General features: G+C 37.5%; 4 protein-coding genes. All 4 read right to left on the reverse strand.

Annotation, left to right across the window (positions count from 1 at the left end):
• Window positions 1-405: phytoene desaturase family protein (locus HMPREF9074_RS11300; protein WP_034540921.1), on the reverse strand; the 405-nt coding region annotated here is incomplete at its 3' end.
• A 3-nt stretch (window positions 406-408) separates the two neighbouring features.
• A complete protein-coding gene (locus HMPREF9074_RS11305; protein ID WP_009391837.1) occupies window positions 409-2,103 on the reverse strand; it encodes an alpha-1,3-galactosidase-related protein in 1,695 nt (564 codons plus the stop codon).
• A 16-nt stretch (window positions 2,104-2,119) separates the two neighbouring features.
• Entirely contained in the window at window positions 2,120-2,806 is a 687-nt protein-coding gene (locus HMPREF9074_RS11310; RefSeq protein ID WP_009391839.1) for an SMUG2 DNA glycosylase family protein, read from the reverse strand.
• Window positions 2,806-3,642 carry a 50S ribosomal protein L11 methyltransferase gene (gene prmA / locus HMPREF9074_RS11315; protein WP_009391840.1) on the reverse strand — a complete coding sequence of 279 codons (837 nt, stop codon included), beginning with the start codon at window positions 3,640-3,642 and terminating at the stop codon, window positions 2,806-2,808. Before prmA ends, HMPREF9074_RS11310 begins: the two co-directional genes overlap by 1 nt.
• Window positions 3,643-3,719: the final 77 nt, after the last annotated feature.

Genomic DNA, 3,719 nt, shown 5'->3' on the forward strand with positions numbered 1-3,719 from the left:
CTCTAAAGCCTTTCTCTCTTCAGGGAAATAAATAAGCAGCTGCTTTACGAAGTTTTCATACCCTTGGGCGTGAGGGTACATTACATCAGGAGTGTCGCCAAAGCAAATACGGTCGTAGCCATTTAAATCGAGACGCTCTAATGAAAGGTCTTGCATTATCCCTACTTCTTTAAAATACTCATAGAGTACCTGCCCTTCAGATAGACTCCCTACGTAATGTACACCTGTATCGAAGAGAATATGATTGCGCTTAAAGGTCTGCAAATTGCCTCCGTATTGTTGGTTTTTCTCTAATACACACACCTTTTTTCCCGCCCTTGCTAATAGTAAAGCTGAGAAAAGTCCCGAAAGACCACTACCTATTACTATTACATCATAAGTTTCATCTTTATTCTCTTCTGCCATATATTATTTTTCGATTATTTCTACGTTTTTAGTTCTTTCGAGCTTAAAACGCTCTTTATTCCAGTGAAAAGGTTTAAAATCTTTATTCTTAATTACTGTATTATTTCTATAAATAAGATTTTCTACTGATTTAGCGTATAATATAGGTTCATCAAAAGTTTCAAATACGTTATTTTCAATACGAATATTAGAATGAAAGTATTTTTTTTGATCTGACAAGTTAGGTATTTCAGGATAAATGGAGATAATTGCATTAGTAAATTGATAATTTGCCGTAAGCGCATTGATAAAGCGGTTGTGTTTGATAGTTACATCGTGGCAAGCCCCCGTTTCGTACCAACCATTACAGTCGCCACAAAGCAAAATAGCAGCCCCATGTGTGTGGTCGAATACATTATGCGCACATACTACTTTTTTAGGAGTACTAAAGAGTGCTCCTCGTGCCCTATTGTTGCGCACTACATTATGCGTAAATATAACCTGAGGGGTAAGAGTAAGGTTTTCTACCCCACAAGCGTACTCTGCTGATACTTCATCGGGGAGAGGCTCAGCAAAACTTATTTCGAACACTTTAGCTCCTTCATCTGTAGGGCTATCAACAGGTTTAATAGACTGAATACGATACGTTTTATCACCTATGGTTTCCATCGTTTTGGCAGCAACAAACTGTACTTCATCTCCCGTTCTTCCCCAAGTAAAACCCCACGATTGAGGATGCATATACTTGGCTGTGATAGTATTACGTGAGGGACGAGCTATGACTTTGAGGTACGTACCGTGGACATTAATAGCATCGTCTGCCATTCCCTCATAAAGTCCCCCTTCAGAACGAATGACACCACTACAGCTTGAAAAGTGAGTAGCATCAGCTTGGGTAGTATAAAAACGCTCTGAACCTTCTTTTATAGCTACCTTGAAGCCTTTGAGAGTAATATTTTCAGTAAGTTGTGCCAAAAGCCCCATTCCATAAGCATTATGCACTGTAACGTTTTCTAACTTTATATTTTTACTCTCAGTAATAAAAATAGCTGGCGTAGGTCGCCCATAATTGCGGAGTGCAAAACGCTCGTCTTTTTCTATGCAAGGCTCTGCCCCCATTCCCTCTATTTTAAACATATTAGGAGACAATTCTGTAACTTTAGTAGGATTGAAAGACACATCTGCTCGCTGGTAAGTAAGTCGCTTATCTGGAGTAAAAAGCATACCGCCCATAGGCTGCTCTTCGTAATCCTCACCACAAAATAGGAGCTTACCAGCTTCTACTTTATAATTACCCTCAGGATAAAGCTTGCCTACAACCGTATTATGCGCCTTATCTACTTCAGTAATATGCAGTTGTCGAAAATGAGGAATAGCAAAATCAATGGAAAAATTCTTGAGCGTGACATTAGTACAATTCTTGAGTACTATGGGGAGTATAGTGCCGTGAAAGATAAAATCGCTATTATTGCCGTCAATCACTACATCTTTTAGATTTTCTAAGTACAAAGCGACTTTTTTAGGGTTAGTTTGGTCGTGATTAGAGATGTAGAGTACTTTCTCTGAAGTTTGTGACAGATGAAAGTGATACGTATCCTTAGGGAAGGCATACTGATGGTTACTTCGAACCTCTACTTCGGTAGGGCTACTAACAGATGTTGATGTTTTGCAAGCTATGAAGCTGCTCAAAATCATAAGTATTGCATAATGTGGTTTCATATTGGTTTTTATTTTATTATTCTGAAAATTTGGTTATAAACTTATCAATATATAGTTGTTTTTCTTTTGATTTGTACTGCTCTATATAGCGAGGATGCTCTAAAACTACCATTTCGCCAAATAAAGAGGCTTCTTTATTGAGTTTATGGAGAAAAGTAGCATTTTTCTTGCCTAAAACAAACACTTTTTGAGTATCTAACCCCATAGTTATATGCTTTTTGAGTGTTTCAATCATATAATCTTTTACTGCCAAAAAAAGAGCTGTATCATCATAATAATTGGCATTGAGCCATTTGCCATCTTTGGCTTTTTGTACAATAGCTAAAGGAAAAGGAGAATTAATATAAAACTGCTTATAAAAACGTTCTACCCCACCGTACTGCTTAATCATATCATACACAAAAACAGACGAGACCTCGTGGGTATGAGCCGAGTGCATAGGTATACCGCACTCGCTCTCTAAGCGCTTAGTATCAGTGAAAGGTACCCCTGTAACCCCAGCTCCATTTCTACTAGGATTGATACCTATGATAAACTTTCGCTGTTGATTATCTTTATAAAATTTCTCATAAAAAGCACGCATCACCTGCATTGTTTCAGGATTATCAACATAAGGATTGAGCACTGCAAAACCATTGGGCAGCGATTGCTCATACACTAAATGCGTGTTGAAATTAATAACTCTTTCAGCAAAAGTATTCATTAGGCTTGTTTTTTGAATTTTACAGCTACCCATTTATTGCGTTCTAAATTCTCTACGTATTGCAGACTGTGCGCTTCGGCTTTTTCACGAATAAGAGGTATATCTTCTTCATAAAAACCACTAAGCAAAAGAGTTCCGCCCGCTTTGAGCGATTGAGCGTAGTGAGGAATATCGGCAAGAAGAATATTTCGATTGATATTGGCTATAATCAAATCAAAATTCTTTTTGTTAGCCAACGAAGAAGCATCACCAAGTTGTACTTGTATATGCTCACAACCATTGCGTTGAACGTTTTCTATTGAGTTTTCTACACACCACTCATCTACATCTATTGCAGTAATATCGGTAGCGCCTCGCTTAGCTGCCATAATAGCTAACACACTAGTTCCACAACCCATATCGAGTACTTTTTTATTGGTAAGTTCTTCATTTAGTAGGAATTGTAGCATCATATAGGTAGTTTCGTGATGTCCTGTGCCGAAGCTCATCTTAGGGTCTATTACTATCTCATAAGGAGTAGAGGCTGCTGGATGAAAGGTAGCCCGAACCGTGCAAAGCCCCTCTATAGTAATAGGCTCAAAATGTTTTTCCCACTCTTCATTCCAATTGACCTGTTCAATAGTCTTAAAAGTGTAAGTAATTTGAAATTCATCACTCTGTAGTATCTGTATATCATTGAGAATAGCTGTATGCCAAAGAGGTTCTTGTATATATGCTAACAGTCCGCTATCAGTATCTACAAAACTCTCAAAACCTACTTCAGCTAGCTCAGCTACTAAAATTTCTGAAGCTATCCCCATTGGGGTTATTGTAAAATTGTATTCTATATAATTCATTTTGGCAGATTCAATTCATAAAGGTAACTTTTAATTTTGCTGATTGTTATTCAATAAGTTAACGTTTCCTTGATTTA

This window comes from Capnocytophaga sp. oral taxon 329 str. F0087 (assembly GCF_000213295.2).
GTDB lineage: Bacteria > Bacteroidota > Bacteroidia > Flavobacteriales > Flavobacteriaceae > Capnocytophaga > Capnocytophaga leadbetteri_A.